Source organism: Clostridioides sp. ES-S-0005-03, assembly GCF_020658455.1.
GTDB lineage: Bacteria > Bacillota > Clostridia > Peptostreptococcales > Peptostreptococcaceae > Clostridioides.
The window spans coordinates 493,448-509,120 of sequence record NZ_JACVWI010000003.1; the positions used below are offsets into that span (position 1 = coordinate 493,448).

Annotated in this window: 14 protein-coding genes; 7 read left to right on the top strand and 7 right to left on the bottom strand. The window is 27.6% G+C overall.

Annotated features, from left to right (window positions below):
- Positions 1-48: 48 nt before the first annotated feature.
- Positions 49-468, bottom strand: coding sequence for a hypothetical protein (locus IC218_RS14950; RefSeq protein WP_227824776.1), 420 nt, complete (start codon positions 466-468; stop codon positions 49-51).
- A gap of 480 nt (positions 469-948) precedes the next feature.
- On the opposite strand from IC218_RS14950, the gene IC218_RS14955 reads away from it, so the two are divergent.
- The 3 genes from IC218_RS14955 (at position 949) to IC218_RS14965 (ending at position 4,972) form a co-directional block, all read left to right on the top strand.
- Positions 949-1,665, top strand: coding sequence for a response regulator transcription factor (locus IC218_RS14955; protein WP_227824777.1), 717 nt, complete (start codon positions 949-951; stop codon positions 1,663-1,665).
- A complete protein-coding gene (locus tag IC218_RS14960; protein WP_227482932.1) occupies positions 1,655-3,142 on the top strand; it encodes a sensor histidine kinase in 1,488 nt (495 codons plus the stop codon). Before IC218_RS14955 ends, IC218_RS14960 begins: the two co-directional genes overlap by 11 nt.
- A 216-nt stretch (positions 3,143-3,358) precedes the next feature.
- Positions 3,359-4,972 carry a sensor domain-containing diguanylate cyclase gene (locus tag IC218_RS14965; RefSeq protein WP_227482931.1) on the top strand — a complete coding sequence of 538 codons (1,614 nt, stop codon included), beginning with the start codon at positions 3,359-3,361 and terminating at the stop codon, positions 4,970-4,972.
- A 187-nt stretch (positions 4,973-5,159) separates the two neighbouring features.
- Here the strand turns inward: IC218_RS14965 and IC218_RS14970 are convergent, their stop codons facing one another.
- From IC218_RS14970 to IC218_RS14985, 4 genes are all read right to left on the bottom strand, one after another.
- Positions 5,160-5,564: a DUF2185 domain-containing protein gene (locus IC218_RS14970; protein WP_227824778.1), complete on the bottom strand. Its 405-nt coding sequence runs from the start codon at positions 5,562-5,564 to the stop codon at positions 5,160-5,162.
- A gap of 9 nt (positions 5,565-5,573) precedes the next feature.
- Complete coding sequence (locus IC218_RS14975; RefSeq protein WP_227436650.1) at positions 5,574-5,906, bottom strand: hypothetical protein; 333 nt, start codon at positions 5,904-5,906, stop codon at positions 5,574-5,576.
- Between the two features lie 14 nt (positions 5,907-5,920).
- Complete coding sequence (locus IC218_RS14980; RefSeq protein WP_227436649.1) at positions 5,921-6,328, bottom strand: helix-turn-helix domain-containing protein; 408 nt, start codon at positions 6,326-6,328, stop codon at positions 5,921-5,923.
- Positions 6,329-6,425: 97 nt separating this feature from the next.
- Positions 6,426-7,991 (bottom strand): PucR family transcriptional regulator, encoded by a 1,566-nt coding sequence (locus IC218_RS14985; RefSeq protein WP_227824779.1) that lies wholly within the window; start codon positions 7,989-7,991, stop codon positions 6,426-6,428.
- Between the two features lie 206 nt (positions 7,992-8,197).
- Here IC218_RS14985 and IC218_RS14990 point away from each other — a divergent pair, with 206 nt between their 5' ends.
- Both IC218_RS14990 and IC218_RS14995 read left to right on the top strand, forming a co-directional pair.
- Entirely contained in the window at positions 8,198-9,277 is a 1,080-nt protein-coding gene (locus tag IC218_RS14990) for an amidohydrolase family protein (protein WP_227824780.1), read from the top strand.
- A gap of 54 nt (positions 9,278-9,331) precedes the next feature.
- Positions 9,332-9,955: a hypothetical protein gene (locus IC218_RS14995; protein WP_227482927.1), complete on the top strand. Its 624-nt coding sequence runs from the start codon at positions 9,332-9,334 to the stop codon at positions 9,953-9,955.
- A gap of 161 nt (positions 9,956-10,116) precedes the next feature.
- On the opposite strand, the gene IC218_RS15000 is transcribed toward IC218_RS14995, so the two are convergent.
- Positions 10,117-10,947 carry a MerR family transcriptional regulator gene (locus IC218_RS15000; protein WP_227824781.1) on the bottom strand — a complete coding sequence of 277 codons (831 nt, stop codon included), beginning with the start codon at positions 10,945-10,947 and terminating at the stop codon, positions 10,117-10,119.
- Between the two features lie 72 nt (positions 10,948-11,019).
- Between IC218_RS15000 and IC218_RS15005 the strand changes: the two genes are divergently transcribed.
- Both IC218_RS15005 and IC218_RS15010 read left to right on the top strand, forming a co-directional pair.
- The gene (locus tag IC218_RS15005; protein ID WP_227824782.1) at positions 11,020-12,747 is read left to right on the top strand and encodes an ABC transporter ATP-binding protein; all 1,728 of its coding nucleotides are present in this window, start codon (positions 11,020-11,022) and stop codon (positions 12,745-12,747) included.
- A gap of 35 nt (positions 12,748-12,782) precedes the next feature.
- Entirely contained in the window at positions 12,783-14,645 is a 1,863-nt protein-coding gene (locus tag IC218_RS15010) for an ABC transporter ATP-binding protein (RefSeq protein ID WP_227824783.1), read from the top strand.
- 53 nt (positions 14,646-14,698) lie between these two features.
- Here IC218_RS15010 and IC218_RS15015 read toward each other — a convergent pair whose 3' ends face one another.
- Positions 14,699-15,586: a LysR family transcriptional regulator gene (locus tag IC218_RS15015; protein ID WP_227436635.1), complete on the bottom strand. Its 888-nt coding sequence runs from the start codon at positions 15,584-15,586 to the stop codon at positions 14,699-14,701.
- Positions 15,587-15,673: the final 87 nt, after the last annotated feature.

Genomic DNA, 15,673 nt, shown 5'->3' on the forward strand with positions numbered 1-15,673 from the left:
AATAAAATTTATTTAAAGATAGCTATTTTTATTTAAGTTATTTAGTTATTATTTTTTACGAAAACTCGTTATCAAGAAGTATCCAAATAATATATTAAAAATTATTATATTAAGTGGTATTCGGTCAAGCATAATAAAACTACCTATAATTGGAATTTTGCCAACTGGAAACATAAATATTAATACAGGCATTAATGTTAGTAAAAAAGATGGAAGACAGAGAAGGATTAATCTTGGAATATCAATATACCAATTGCCAACTTTTTTATACTCCTTAATAAATAATTCAGTTCCTAAAAATAAACCAATGCCACCAGAGGAGATTAAATTAATAAAAATAAATTTTTTAAAGTCTTGCATAAAACCAGTGCCAAATTTACGATAGAAGTCAAAATTCAATTTAACAGCTAAAAAATACATACTTAATAGAATAATTAAAAATAAAAGATATCTAAGCGTTTTTTTCATTTTAAATTCTCCCTTCAGAGATACTTTACCTAGTTTTATTTTGTTGAAATATAATTTTGTCAATGAGTTTAAGAAATCCATAAAATTAATTGAGAATGGAATAAGTATGATATATGAATAAATGTTTTTTATGCTTGAAGTAAACTGTATTACTTAATATAACTATAATATTAATTGTTTGAATATTCAATAAAAAGTCTGAGAAATATCAGTTTTGGTAGAAAATGAATAAATATAGTTAGAAGTTGAATTATTATTTTATAACATTTTGTATTGAGTCTGATAAATTCTATAATAATTTGTTTTTGCCTTAAAATTGCCTTAAAATCTAAACAATTTTAAAACTAATGTACCATAAAAAGCTGATATAATTTAAATATAGTAAAAAATATTATTTATATTACATATTGGGATTTTATTGTTTAATCAATGTATTTATACTATTTAATTTAAATTAAGAGTTTATTAAGGAGTGAGTGTATGAATAAGTTAATTTATATAGCAGATGACGAAGATAATATAAGAAATTTGGTAAAGACATTCTTAAAAAATGAAGGCCATGATGTTATGGATTTTAAAACAGGTGACGAACTTTTAGAGCAATTTAATAAAAAAGAGTGTGACTTAGTAATCCTAGATATAATGATGCCTGGTTTAAGTGGTTTTGATGTATGTACGAAACTTCGTGAGAAGAGTACTGTTCCAATAATCATGCTTACTGCAAGAGATACAGATATAGATTATATTACAGGGATAACTTTGGGTAGTGATGATTATTTTACAAAGCCATTTAGCCCAATGTCTTTAGTTATGAGAGTAAAGTCGATATTTAGAAGGATAGAATTTGAAAAGAAACAAATTTATAATAAGTATGGTGATTCTGTAGATATGGAATTGAAATTTGGTGATATAACAATAAATAAAAAAAATAAAATCGTTACAAATAAAAGTGACAATATAGACTTAACACCAAATGAATACAACTTATTAACTTATTTGTTTGAAAATAGAGACAGAGCAGTTTCTAGAGATGAATTATTAAATAAAATATGGGGATATGATATAGAAGTTGAGACAAGAGCTGCTGACGATACGGTAAAGAGACTACGTAAAAAAATTTTAGATACAAATATTTTGATAGAAACTGTCTGGGGTTTTGGGTTTAGATTAAAGGAGAAAAATTCAGATGGAAAATAAAAATGATAAAAAGAGAGGAAATAAGATTAAATCCATATTTAAATTAAAATTTTCAAAGAAAAATATAAGCATAAAAACTAGAATTTTATTGAGCATATTGTGTTTAATAATTGTAGTCTTTATGATAATATTAGTATCTTTTAATATATTGCTTGATACGTACATAAAAACGACTGCAAATGAAGAACTAACAAAATCTACAGAAATAGTAGAACATATGGATAGCAATTTTAGACCTATTAAGCCTCCTCAAGATGATGGAAAGCTTCCTCCAAAAGCATTATCTAATTTTATGAGAAATGTACAAGATAAAGTTAGGATGGCAGAAACACAATCAGATGCTGATGCTATGGTGGTTGATTCAAAGTATAACTTGATATTTCCAACAAGAGAGGATGATTTCTTAAAGAATATTGATGAGATGGAATCGATTAAAAAGTGTATCCAAAATGAAAAATTCGACTTAAACTCAGATGAAAACACACGTATATCCACTGGAAGTAAAGATTATTATATTTCTACTGTAAAAATTACTAGTATATATGGAGAACAAGATAAATATTTGATTCTTTTTATAGATATATCAAAGACTTTAAATCTAGTTCAAAAGATAAATATTGTATTGATATTTGTAATGTGCTTTGCGGGGATATTAGCAATATTTACAGCAGTAGTTTTATCTGAAAAAATTGCTAAGCCGATAAAAGAGTTATGTGGTTTTGCAAAAAAAATGGGTCAAGGAGATTTTAAAAGAACTTACTTTGACTTTTCAGATAAGGAATTAGTAGAACTTTCAAATATTATGAATAAGAGTGCTGAATATCTTGATAAGTATGATAATGAACAAAAAATATTTTTTCAAAATGCTTCTCATGAACTTAGGACTCCACTTATGTCCATTAAAGGTTATGCAGAAGCCATAAAGTATAATGTAATAGATAGCAAACATGCAAGTGATATAATACTTGAAGAAAGTGATAGGTTGAGTGATATGGTTGAAGATTTGTTATATATTTCTAAAATTGATAACATAACTAAAGATTATGACCTTGTAGAATGTGATTTAAGGGAAGTACTTTCAAACTGTGGTTCTAGACAAAATGTAAGAGCGGCAAATAAAGGTATAAAATTTATTTATGAGTTTGATGAAGAAATGGTTCTATTTGAATGTGATGAAAAAAATGTATCCAAAGCATTTATGAATCTTATAGAAAATGCTTTAAGGTATGCTAAGAGTGAAATTAAAATAGTATGTAAATATAATCAAAAAAATATAGTTGTTGTAGTTGAAGATGATGGGATTGGGATTAATAAAGACGATTTACCTCATATTTTTGAACGATTTTATAAGGGAGTTGGGGGAAATCATGGAATTGGATTATCAATAGTTAAATCTATTGTAAATAAACATGGTGGACGTATATATGCGGAAAATGGTAAAAAAGGAGCTAAGTTTACTATAGTATTTAAGTTATAAAGATAATATTGATATATATTAAAGAAATATGTCAATATTTGAAGTTGTTTTTTACATATATCTATTGTATACTGTTGAAAAAAGAACAATATTAAGCTGACATATATTATAATGGTTGACAATTAAAGTAGGTGCTTAAATATATATGCAGAAAGGAAAAGTAAAATCTGAAGTGTATTTAGCTTAAGTAAGCTTCTTATTTTATAAAAAATATGTATGAAAGAACAACTGCTTTTTGATATTACAAATTTAGTAACAGTTATCTTTGAAGCTTTTGTTGTCCATATGTTTTTATCAGATTTTTTAGGTCAGAAAGAAGGATATACAAGAGCTGTAAGATATGCTAGATTGGGTTTTATAATATGTTTAGGAGTCTGTAATTTAATAACTTTAAATCCTGTAATCACAACACCTTTAATTTTCATCCTTATTTTTTCATCATCATTTTTATATGAAGGAAATACAAAGACACGATTGTTTGCGACTGTTTTATTAAATGTATTCTTTATATTATCAGAAATTGTGGTAACAAGTATTTTTGTTTTATTTATAAAAGAAGGCTTCGAAATAATGTTTGAAAACAATACTATAAGAGTACCAGCCACAATTTTATCTAAGATAGTTTTTTTATTTATATGCAAGATAGTTTGTTTATTTAAAAAAGATGTACATTCAGATATGCCAATAAAGTATTGGGTTATTTTACTTGCAATACCTTTGTTCAGCTTATTTCTGACTATTTCTATCTTTGATGTAAATAATTTTTTTAGTTCTGAAAGTTTAAAATTTCTAAACTTAATATCAAGTGTTGGTATTTTATATATTAATTTTATCGTGTTTTATCTATTTAAATCTATTATAGATAAAACTAAATTATCTATGAAGTATGAAATACTTGAGCAAGAAATAATTCATAAGGAAGAATTAAGGCTCAGTAATGAACGTTATAAAATTATTGTTGAACAGACTGACTCTGTTGTCTTTGAATGGAATGCTAAAGAAAATAAATCATTTGTATCTCAAGCATGGAATGAAAAATTTGGATATAGTAGTAAATGTGACAATCTTTTAAAAGAGATTATGGATAAAGAATTAGTTCATCAGGAAGATTATAGTGGATTTGAAGAGTTTCTTAAGTGTATTAAAGAAAATAACAAACATAATCAGGTAATCTATCGTTTAAAAAAATCTAATGGCGAATACCTTTGGTGTAGAACATCAGTAACAAAGATTTTTAATGATGAAAATGAACTTTTGAAGGTTGTAGGCGTAATTGTAGATGTAGATAGTGATATAAAAAAATACGAAGAGTTGAAAACTAGAGCAGAAAGTGACTCATTGACAAATATATACAATAAAGGCACCTTTGAAAAATTAGTAGAAGAAGTTATATCTACAAATAAAAGTAATAAAAAAGATGCATTATTCATTATTGATTTGGACGATTTTAAGGAAATAAATGATAATTTTGGGCATCCATTTGGTGATTTTGTATTAAAAACGTTTGCTGAGAAGATACAAGATAGTTTTGGTAATGAAGATTTAGTTGGAAGAATTGGTGGAGATGAATTTGTAGTATATATGCAAGATTATCATTCAGAAGTAAATTTGCATAAAAAAGCTAAAGAATTAAATAGAGTACTTTATGAGAACTACAATGATTTAAGTTTTAGCTTTGAGGCTTCTGTTAGTATAGGTATTGCAAGACATCCTCAAAATGGAAATTCATTTTTAGAATTGTTTAAAAATGCAGATAGAGCTCTTTATAATGTAAAGGCTTCTGGAAAAAATTCTTACTGTTTATTTGAAGAAGAATTATATATACAGTGAATTTAGAAGATATAGTTTGAGTATATAGTTAAATTATTAAAAAAATTGACTCATGTAGTGAATTTGTAAGTATTTGTTAAAGGCTATGACCATAAAAAGCATAGCCTTATTTTCATGTCTAATTAAGCACTATGTATTTTAAAAGAATTCTATTTATTAAAACCAAATTGTCAATAAGTTTTATAGTTTAAAAATATGTAGGATTCATAAATGGTATTGTAAGTTCTGTGACTTCTCCACTTGGAAAATCTGTCTCTCCCACAATGAAGGGTTCAAGTTTGTCGCTTTTCTGAAACAAGTTTTGAAAGAATTCTACTGGATAATTTTCCTGATTTAAAAATTTTAGATTCTTTTCAAATGCTATTTGTGCAGGATGTTTAACTAGTTCTCTAATTTCTTTCCTTGTGTTTGTGTCAATAAAATATTTTCCACTTTTATCAGAGCGAAATTCTAGGTCTGTTCCTATAGGCATATAAAAAACATTCAAAGTAGTTGGTTCAATATTAACAAGAGTATTAAAATCTACAATTGTCATGTTTTTAGGATTATCAATATACTCTTGTGTATCTGTATCTCCAAAAGCAATTAGCATTTTCTTAACTCAAAATAATGTAATACATATTACCAAACCTATAGCGCTGATAGCCAAAAAAATCAATCCAACTCCAACTGATTTTTTTCTAGATTCAATTTCTTTACAATCTTCTTTAGACATATCTATAATAGGGTATTTTCGTCTGCCTATTAAGTATATTATTAAACCACTCGAATTATTACCATTCATAGCAAACAATCCCCACAATTTAGGATGTTTTAATCCACGAGCTTTTGCATCAATCACAGTCATATGATAAATTTGATATACAACACCAACTGAACCCACAAGAGCTACAGCAAAACATATCAAAATAAGCATAGTTTTATTCACTTCCATAATGAGTACACCTCCTAAAATTTTCTTATAATTTGGTAGAACAATGCTGATGAACTTATTATTGCTGTACAAAATACACTAACCATAAAGTAGTAGTTGTCTGGTATAAAGCTATTAAATAGCACAAATAAAATAAGTAATATAATATTGATAATAATTGCAGTTATTAACTTTTTATTACTATTAACTAGATTTGTACTTTCTTTTAAATGTTCAATCATTTTATTATCTCCTTTCAATAATTCATCTAAGCTAATGGAATACAAATCACTTAGTTTGATGACGCTTATAATATCTGGATAAGATTTCTCATTTTCCCAATTTGAAATTGTTTGTCGTGATACATTAATTTTTTCTGCAACTTTTTCCTGTGTCAATCCAGAATTTATACGAGCATTTTTCAGTTTCTTTCCAATTTCCATGTAGCTATCGCTCCTTTCATAATTATTTTGTCATATTGAGAGGGTAAAATCTATCAAATATCTTTTACAATAGTGATTTAAGTGTGTCAAAATATTTTTACATGCCTGTATATGTGTTGAAACAGGTCTTATTTCTTGAGTTAATTTCAATCATTTTTATAGAAATATAAATCTGAAGTATTTCATCAGCATAATCTAGTGTAATACCTGTAATTTCTTTTATTTTATTAATTCTATAAAACAGAGTATTTCTATGGATATTTAAAACTTCAGCTGCTTTGCTTGGTGAATTATTAAAGTAGATATATTGCTTTAAGGTCTCTAAAAAATTAGAACCATTTTTTTTATCTTCTTCAATTAGTTTGGTTACAGCAGGATGATTGAGGTCATATAAATCATAGTTGGTACTAAGTAGCTCGTAGAGGATATATGGTATGCTTTTCCCAAATGGAGAAAAGTTTATGTCATATTTTTGAGCAATTTCACTAGCTTTTTTGGCTTGAATATAATACTTCCAACTATCAGATAGCTTTGAAAATCTTGGGCTTATTCCAGCATAAAGTGAATTTAGTTTTAAGTAATTAATAAATTCTTTATTTTCATGCTCAATTAAATTATGAATTAAAGAATCATTAATAAAAACAACTAAAGTAGACTTGTATACTACACAATTATTAGATGGTATAAATGCACTTAAAGACTGCATAATAAAAGGAACTTTACTGTCAAAGTAATTATTATCTTTGTTTACTATTACCATTATGTTTAATGAATTTGACTTAGTCCAATTTAGATAATGAAATCTTCTGCTTATAGTATCATCATCTAGATACTTTTTTTCCAACAAATCAGAAAGTATATAATTAGGAATAAGTTTTTTATCTATATTAAACAGATTATTTTTTTGCAGTTCTAGAGATAAAGCTTTATTAAGTGATTCTAATAATTTGAAGTGAAATTCATTAAATGGAATTTTCCATTCACAGATAGCTATATGAGCTATTTCAATTTCTTCTACACACACGGATGAGATTAATGTACCAAGCCAGCTGTCTGGTTTATTTTCTTCTTTAATAGATTTATTATAATGTATTTTTTTATGTATATTTTGATATTTTATGTAATTTATTGTTTCTTCGTCTAAATATTTATCTCCATTAGAATCTTCAGTAAGTTGCAATATATCACTAACATCATAAGAATGAGCTAAAACTTTGAAGGTAGAGTCACGAATTATCATGGGATAGCCAAATTCTTCATGTGCTATATCAATTAAATATTGTATGCCTTTATTCTCAGAAACCACATCAAAAAACCTTTGAGAACATAAACTAAGACGTATTTCTTGATTCATAATATTTAACAATTCACTAAAAAGGTCATATTTTTCTTTTTTTGATTTTATGATACAAATATCTGAGTTTAAATTATATCTTTCTAAATCAATGTTAACTTCATTTTGTATAAATATACCTAAAAAATTTATATTGTTCAAATCCACAGTAATATCTGATATATTTCCTAAATATAAACATCCAGTAGTAAATTCAGTTTGATTATTCTTATAAATATTCAAGCTAGTAATGTCTATATATTCATTTGGAAATGGCTTTAATACTGAGATATATTGAGATATATCTTTCATTAAATCTGTTAATTTCATGCTAAACCTCCTCTAATTATATTTGATTGTACTATAGCACAATCAATATAGTATATTTTACATTAAAGTTTAGATTATAACACATAGTTTAGGTAAATTAATTTATATATAATTAGTTATATAAATTAAGAAAATATCAAAGTAAGAAATTTTTAATTAAATAAGAATTAAATTTTTAATAAATAAAAATAAAGGGAGTGTGAAGTATGGCAATAACTAAAATTACGAATGTTAAAATATTTGATGGAGAAAAACTTTCAGAACAAAGGAGTGTTGTAATAGAAGATGGTGTGATATCATCAAAAACAATATCTGATATTACTATAGATGGAGAAGGATGCACTTTACTTCCAGGATTTATTGATTCTCATATACATTTGGATAGTTTAAAAAACTTGGAGGACGCAACTGATTGGGGTATAACTACTATGCTTGATATGGCAACTAATAGTAAAGATGTAGTAGAATCTTTAAGAAATTTAGACGGATTAACTGATATTCGTAGTGTATATGAACCTGTTGCACCAGAATCGCACCCTCATCTTATGGGAATGGGGTTTAAAGATAGTAAAATACACACTATTGAAGATGCTGAAAATTTTGCTAAGAAACAAATTAAACAAGGAGCAGATTTTGTAAAAATCATAATAGAAGACCCTAAAACATCTAAAACGGCTTTTGATTTTGAGACAATAAAAAGAGTAGTTGAAATATCTCATGAACATGGTAAAAAAGTATTTGCTCATGCACCTACAACTATAGCTTATGAATATGCAGAAAAAGCAAATGTTGATGTAATAAATCATATTCCTTTTATAGGTAAATTATCTGATGATGTAGCCAAAAGGATAAAAGAGAAAAATCTTATATCAATTCCAACTATAGTTATGATGGAAAGTATAGTATCAAATATAAAAAAAGCTACAGGAAGAGAAGATGTTAGGTTAGAAACAGCAATAGAAAATACAGCTACATTGAAAAAAGCTGGAGTGATGATATTAGCTGGAACTGATGCAAATAATGATGAAAATTCTATTAGTATAGTGAAACATGGGGAATCTCTTCATCGTGAATTTGAATTATTAGTTAAGGCAGGTCTTAATACAATTGAAGTACTTGAGAGTGCAACAAGTTTACCAGCAAAATTATTAGGTCTTAATGACCGTGGAGTAATAAAAGAGGGAAAAAGAGCTGATTTAGTAATGGTTGAAGGTGACCCAATTAAAGATATAGCAGCAACTAGAAATATAAAAGGTGTATGGATAAAGGGTAATAAAGTAAGATAATGAATGGAGTATTGTTAAAAATAAAAGAAGTTTATGTTAAAGGAGATTGAGAACATGTTATTAAGTAGACCAGGAAAAAATTCTATAGAAGATATAGTGGATAAAAATAGTGTAAAAGAGCTTATAGAATTTGAAAGGTTTTGTAGAGATAATGCGTTATGGGATGAAATGAAAAAATGTTTTGCAAAGGAATCTACTGTTTCAATATCTTGGTATCAAGGTAGTGGAGAGGGGTTCGTAGAAGAGTCAAGTAAGATGAAATCTTATGCGCCACATAAAATTTGTGATACATTAGTTTGGGTAAATAAAGATAAGGCAGTATCAATTACAATGGGAGCTATCCATATTAGAAATGAAATAGATGGAAATTTAGTTGAACTTCAGTCAGATGTCAAGTTTCTGTATAAGACTCAAAAGATAGACGATATGTGGTATATAATATCTATGGATGCTATATATGAAAAAGATATAATTTTACCTGTTTATCAGGATGGGGATGTCAAAATTTCTAAGGAAGATATAAAGGATTATAGACCTTCATATGCAAGTCTTTCTTATATGCTTAGTACAGATGGATATAAAATAAATCAAGAACTCCCCGGAATAGATAGACCAGAGAAGGTTGATAGACTTTATAAAGATGCAGAAAAATGGCTATTAGATAACTCTAGAAATTAGTTTAAATATAAATAAAGATGTAGGTGATTTTATATAAAATCACCTACATCTTTTTAAATAAACTTCTGTATGCTTTAGATAATACTATTATAAAATTTATTTAATTTGCTATACTCATTATTAATCTTTACATTCATTTTTGTATTCTTTAGTATCTCCTTTTACATTTTAACTTCTGCTGATATTTGAGTTAGATATTCATTAGAATCTCTTACACTTATATCATATAGGAGATATTCTTCATAAACAAAATCTCCCATATATAAATTATTTTGATTGAAAAATTCTAATAGTTTTTCATAAGTTTTATTAATAGTTTCATAACTTCCTTTATGATAAGCAGTTACATAAAGCCCTTTTGGTTTGATTGATGTAGGATATTTCTTATAGTCTTTATTAACTTTTGTAAATAAATATGAATATGACTCAAAATCTCTATTCATTATATCTTCGCCTTTAATGATTGAACCAATCATACCATTATCACCTAAATCATAGTTATCCATAAAGTTAATACATTCATATAAAAAGTTTTCATCATCATCTCCAAGAAAGGGTTCTTTATAAGTAAGAGGCGTTTTGACTAAATACTCTTCCTCATGTTCTTCTAAAGTAATCGTATTTGCATCTATATTACATGCTTTTTTAGTAAATGAAATAGTAGACTCCATTAAAGCCTTAATATTATTCAATTTTTCAATTTCATTGTTAATATCAAGAGTTTTCTTTTCTAAAAGTTCAATTAGTAAATTCGGAGTTCGTTTATCTATATAAGCTTTAATTTCTTTTAAAGGCATTTTAATTTCCTTAAGAGAAGAAATTATACCAAAAATACTGAGTTGATGGTATGAGTAGTATCTATATCCGTTTTCATTCTTTAACTCTGGAGAGAAAAGACCTATATCATCATAATGAAAAAGCGTCTTTTTATTGACTCCACAAATCTTTGCAAATTCTCCAGTTGTGAAATAATTTTTCGAAATTTGACTCATAATTAAAATTCCTCCTTGACTATCCTGTTACAGTATAGTTTATCATAATATTCTATAAAGGAGTGTGATTGTATGAAAAAATTAATTCGTTTTTTAAAACCATATAGAGTTTTAATTGTTACAGTGCTGATGTTTACATTTTTACAAACTCTTGGAACTTTATATATACCAACACTTACAGCAAGTATAGTAAATAATGGTGTAGTAAAGGGGGATGTAGATTATATTGTAAAGACAGGTTTAATTATGTTGATAGCAGCAGGTATAACAGCTTTATCAGCTGTTTTAGTTTGCAAAGTATCATCAAATCTCTCATCTGGATTTTGTAGAGATATTAGAGAAGCAGTATTTATAAAATCACAAGATTTATCAATAAATGATTTTAATAAAATAGGAACAGCTTCAATGATTACTAGGAGTACTAGTGATATTACTTTAATAGGTCAATCTTTGTTTATGTTTATTCAGTTGGTATTACCAGCACCAATCATAACAGTTTGTGGTTTATTCTTAGCATATTCTATAGATAAAGTAATGACAATTATTATTGTTACAGTAATGTTTCTATTCATGTTATCTGCGTTTTTGGTTGGTAAAAAAGTTATCAGATTGTTTAAAATGATGCAAATAAAGATGGATAATATGAATAGAGTATTACGTGAAGTAGTAACTGGAGTAAGAGTTATAAGAGCTTTTGATAGAAGTCGTTTTGAAAAAAAGAGATTTGATAGAACTGCAATAGATTATTCTGAAACAGCAATTTCAATAAATAAAATATTTGCAGTACTTATGCCTGTTGTAATGTTAATAATGAACTTAGGTATAGTGAGTATAATTTGGTTTGGTGGTATGAGAGTAAGTAATGGAAATATGGAGATAGGTCATATAATGGCACTGGTTGAGTATTGTATCTTAATATTATTTTATTTAATTATGGGAGTAATGGTATTTATGTACATACCTAGAGCAGGAGCTTGTGCAGATAGAGTAAACCAAATCTTAGACATAGAACCTGAAATTGTAGATGGAAATGGATATAAAGATATTACTTCAGAAAGAGGCCATTTAGTATTTAAAAATGTAACTTTTTCATATTCACAGTCGGAGGAACCTGTTTTAAACAATATAACATTTGAAGCAAAATCTGGAGAAGTAACTGCAATTATAGGAAGCACTGGTTCTGGTAAATCTACTATTGCAAATATAATACCACGTTTTTTTGAAATTCAATCTGGAGAAATATCTATAAATGGTCAAGATATTAATAACATGCCTCAAAAAGAGCTTAGAGACAAGATTGGATTTGTACCACAAAAAGCCTTTTTATTTAGTGGGACAATAGAAGAAAATATAAGATATGGAAAAGAAGATGCAAGTATTGAAGAAGTAAAATATGCTGCAAATGTAGCCCAAGCTGATGAATTTATTTCTGATATGGAAGATAAGTATGATTCGTTCGTAGCACAAGGAGGAAATAACTTATCTGGCGGCCAGAAACAGAGAATATCTATTGCAAGGGCATTAGTTAGAAAACCAGAAGTATATGTTTTTGATGATAGCTTTTCTGCATTAGATTTCAATACAGATAAAAGGCTTAGAAAAGCATTGAAGAATGAAATTAAAGATTCATCAGCCATAATTATAGCACAGCGTATAAGTACAATTATGGATGCTAATCAGATTATAGTTTTGAATGATGGAGAAATTGTAGGTATAGGAAAACATAAAGAGTTACTTGAAAATTGTGAAGTTTATAAGCAAATCGCAGATTCACAGCTTAGTAAAGAAGAACTTGCATAGAGTGAAGAATCAATCTGTGTATTTGGAGGTGTAATATGAGTGAAAAAATAACAGAAAAACAAGATGTAGATGTACTTAGTTTTGAGGATGGTATGTCAGCAGAAAAAGCTAAAAATGCAAAAAAGACTACTAAAAGATTATTGAAATATATGAAGAAACAAAAATTTAAGTTATTAATGATTTTTATTTCAGTATTAGTAAGTTCAGCTCTTACAGTTTTAGCACCAATGGTTATGGGAAAAGCTATTGACCAATTATTTAATGGGATTAAGACTGCAGTTCAAACAGGTACAAAGTTCAGTGTGAATTTTAGTACTATGGGAGGTATAATATCAATACTTCTAGGGTTATATTTGATTAGTGCAGTATTCATATATATACAACAATATATTATGTCAGGGGTTGCACAAAATTTAGTTCTTAACATGAGAAAAGATTTAAGTGATAAATTAAATAAGCTTCCTCTTAAGTACTATGATTCCCACAAAAAAGGGGAAACACTTAGTATCGTCACAAATGATTTAGAGAAGGTAGCAGATAGTTTACAAGAAGGGTTAATGCAACTTATTACGGCAGTGGTCACAGTGATTGGTTCTATTGTAATGATGATAAGCATAAGTATACCACTTACAATAGTATCAGCTGTAACATTGCTTGTTTCCTTAGGTATTACTGTTATAATTGCAAGAAAATCACAAAATAGATTTTCAGAAAATCAAAAAGCATTGGGAGAATTAAATAGCAATATAGAAGAGATGTTTACTGGTCAAATAGTAGTCAAGGCATTTAGTAAAGAAAAAGATACTATAAAAAACTTCAAAGAATTAAATCAAAATCTTTATAATGCTAGTAGAAAAGCTCAATTCTCATCATATGCTATATCTCCAATTATTAGATTTATAAATCAAATTGGGTATGTTATTATAGCAGTTGTGGGAGGTGTATTTGCATCAACTGGAGCAATGACTCTTGGTAGTATACAGGCGTTTATACAATATGTAAATCAAGCATCAGAGCCTACTACAGAGATATCTTATATTGTAAATATGCTTCAAGCTGCAATTGCATCTGCAGAGAGAGTTTTTAAAGTTATGGATGAAGTTGAAGAAATAAAGGACAAAGAAGATTCAAAAGTTATCAACATGCCTAAAGGTAAAGTGGAATTTGAACATGTTAAATTTGGATATAGTGATGATTCTATTCTTATGAAAGACATTAATATTAAATTGAATGCAGGAGATAAGATTGCAATTGTTGGACCTACAGGAGCTGGGAAGACAACTCTTGTAAATTTACTTATGAGGTTTTATGAGATACAAGGTGGAAGAATTACTATTGATGGAGTTAATATAAAAGACTTAAAACGTGGAGAACTTAGAACTATGTTTGGAATGGTTCTACAAGATACATGGCTATTTAATGGTAGTATAAAAGAAAATATTGCTTATAGTAAGTCAGATGCTACAATGGATGAGATTGTAAATGCAGCAAAATCAGCAAGAGTAGACCACTTTATAAGAACTTTACCTAAAGGTTATGATACCGTATTGACTGAGGACGCTTCTAATCTATCTCAAGGTCAGAAACAACTTTTAACAATTGCCAGGGCAATACTTTCAGACCCATCAGTGTTAATTCTTGATGAGGCAACCTCTAGCGTAGATACTAGAACAGAGGTTGAGATTCAAAAGGCAATGAATAACTTAATGAAGGGAAGAACTAGCTTCGTTATTGCACATAGATTATCCACTATTCGTGATGCGGATTTAATATTAGTAATGAAAGAAGGTACTATTATTGAACAAGGAAATCACAAAGAACTTATTGAAAATAAAGGATTTTATGAAGAACTTTATAATAGCCAATTTTCAAGTGAATATGACGAAGAAGTTGTGTAATTAAAATAATTAATATGATAAGAAATAGATAGACTTATTTTAAATAAGTCTATCTATTTTTCATTTGAAACAACTAAATCAATAAATAATTGCATAAGGGGACTAATCCACTTATTTTTATGATGGCCACATACTGCTACAATGCTTCTATCATCTAACTCTGTATCTATTGCACATAGTTCTCCTGTCTTCAAATCATCTTCTACTGCAAACGTAGGAAGGTATGACACTCCCATATCATTTTTTACTAAATTTTTAATAGTAGGTATACTCCAGAGTTCAATCGTATGGTCTAGAGTAATATTTTTTTCATTTAAATATGATTCAAACATTTGTCTAAAAATACATGCTGGCTCATCTATTATGAAAGGTATATCTAATTCTTGGTTTGGAGTAATAAAATCAGGGAATTGTTTTTTTACTTTTGGAGATGCAACTAGTGTCAAAGGTGATTCTCCAACAGTATAGGTAGAAATAGAATTTCCCAAGCCTCCAATATCTTTATAAAATATTCCTAAATCAATGCTTCCTGCAAGCAAAGAATTTCTAATATCATAGCAATTCATTGAGCGAAGAAATAGCCTTGCATTTGGTGCCATTTCATGAAAACGTTTTAAAATAGGAGGTATTTTATAACAAATAAGAGTTTCTCCCATTGCGATATGTAAATCACCACGTAACTCAGACAAGTCAGTACCAAAATTCTTCATTTTATCAACAGAACATAGAACGTCATCCACATAAGGTATTAGATTTTTGCCAGCTTTAGTTAGAACCATTTTTCTTCCTATCTTTTCAAATAAGTGTGTAGATAGCTCTTGTTCTAACTGTTGCACTTGGAATGTTATTGTTGATTGTGTGTAATTGAGTTTATTTGCTGCTTTAGAAAAACTACCTTCTTCTATTATGGTTTTAAAAGTTTGTAGGTATTTAAAATACATGCTCATCCTCATTTCATTCAATATAATTGAAGTATAGATTTAAATGTTTCGATTTTTTTTATTATTTGATTTATAGTATTATAATAT

What these genes read in the sequence shown, in the direction of transcription:
- IC218_RS14950 (WP_227824776.1), bottom strand. Translation starts at nt 468, where the DNA reads ATGAAAAAAACGCTTAGATATCTTTTATTTTTAATTATTCTATTAAGT.
- IC218_RS14955 (WP_227824777.1), top strand. Translation starts at nt 949, where the DNA reads ATGAATAAGTTAATTTATATAGCAGATGACGAAGATAATATAAGAAAT.
- IC218_RS14960 (WP_227482932.1), top strand. Translation starts at nt 1,655, where the DNA reads ATGGAAAATAAAAATGATAAAAAGAGAGGAAATAAGATTAAATCCATA.
- IC218_RS14965 (WP_227482931.1), top strand. Translation starts at nt 3,359, where the DNA reads ATGAAAGAACAACTGCTTTTTGATATTACAAATTTAGTAACAGTTATC.
- IC218_RS14970 (WP_227824778.1), bottom strand. Translation starts at nt 5,564, where the DNA reads ATGCTAATTGCTTTTGGAGATACAGATACACAAGAGTATATTGATAAT.
- IC218_RS14975 (WP_227436650.1), bottom strand. Translation starts at nt 5,906, where the DNA reads ATGGAAGTGAATAAAACTATGCTTATTTTGATATGTTTTGCTGTAGCT.
- IC218_RS14980 (WP_227436649.1), bottom strand. Translation starts at nt 6,328, where the DNA reads ATGGAAATTGGAAAGAAACTGAAAAATGCTCGTATAAATTCTGGATTG.
- IC218_RS14985 (WP_227824779.1), bottom strand. Translation starts at nt 7,991, where the DNA reads ATGAAATTAACAGATTTAATGAAAGATATATCTCAATATATCTCAGTA.
- IC218_RS14990 (WP_227824780.1), top strand. Translation starts at nt 8,198, where the DNA reads ATGGCAATAACTAAAATTACGAATGTTAAAATATTTGATGGAGAAAAA.
- IC218_RS14995 (WP_227482927.1), top strand. Translation starts at nt 9,332, where the DNA reads ATGTTATTAAGTAGACCAGGAAAAAATTCTATAGAAGATATAGTGGAT.
- IC218_RS15000 (WP_227824781.1), bottom strand. Translation starts at nt 10,947, where the DNA reads ATGAGTCAAATTTCGAAAAATTATTTCACAACTGGAGAATTTGCAAAG.
- IC218_RS15005 (WP_227824782.1), top strand. Translation starts at nt 11,020, where the DNA reads ATGAAAAAATTAATTCGTTTTTTAAAACCATATAGAGTTTTAATTGTT.
- IC218_RS15010 (WP_227824783.1), top strand. Translation starts at nt 12,783, where the DNA reads ATGAGTGAAAAAATAACAGAAAAACAAGATGTAGATGTACTTAGTTTT.
- IC218_RS15015 (WP_227436635.1), bottom strand. Translation starts at nt 15,586, where the DNA reads ATGTATTTTAAATACCTACAAACTTTTAAAACCATAATAGAAGAAGGT.